The organism is Streptomyces sp. SID3212, assembly GCF_009865405.1.
GTDB lineage: Bacteria > Actinomycetota > Actinomycetes > Streptomycetales > Streptomycetaceae > Streptomyces.
In genome coordinates, this window is sequence record NZ_WWJY01000233.1 from 1 (window position 1) to 748 (window position 748).

Below are 748 nucleotides of genomic sequence, written 5' to 3' on the forward strand. Positions count from 1 at the left end.
GGCGAAGGGCTTGCCCGCCGCGAAGGCCGCCGCGGGCGTACGGGGCAGGGCGTCCGCCACAGCGTCCAGGAACGCCCGCACCAGCGCCTCCGGCTCCGGCAGGCTCAGCTCCCCCGGCTCGGGACCCGGGCCCGGATCCGTCCCCGCGACCGGTACGGCGTACGCCTCCGGCGGCATCGCGGCGGCGATCGCCCTCAGCTGCGCGATGTCGTCCGCGTCGAGCGGGCCGGCCCGCCAGGCGTCGTGATCGGAAGCCGTGAGACCGGGCAGCAGTCTGCCGCGCGCGGCCAGCTGGAGCGCGTGCAGCGCGGCGGCTCCCCAGCACGCCGAGGCGGGATGCGCTGTCCTGTCCCGCCGCGCCCGGACCAGCAGTGGTACGGCTTCGGCGACCGGCATCAGCAGCGCGGGGACCGTCCGGGCCTCGACCCCGCCGCGCTCCCCGAGCCGTACGACCGTGATCTCACCGCGTTCCACGCGGCCCGTGATCTCGTCGCCCTGGGTCAGGCCCCGCGTGTCGCCCTGGGTCCGGCCCCGCAGGGCCGTGGTCTCACCGCCGGGGCGCTGCGGCGTCGCGCCCTCGTCCGGCCAGGCGGGCAGCTCCCCGTCCGGAGCCCAGAAGGCGACTCTTCCCTCGCGCGGCAGCCCGGCGGGCAGGAAGACGGCCGCGCAGCGCGTGAGACCCGGCGGTACGGAGGAGGACAGGGCGATGGAGGGCGACGGGCCCGATCCCGCGGGGGAAGCGGCACCG

Annotated in this window: 1 pseudogene; it reads right to left on the bottom strand. The window is 77.9% G+C overall.

Going from position 1 to position 748, the window contains the following annotated elements:
• Positions 1-708 (bottom strand): annotated as a pseudogene (locus GT042_RS06810) (ATP-dependent helicase); the annotation flags it as partial.
• Between the last annotated feature and the right edge of the window lie 40 nt (positions 709-748).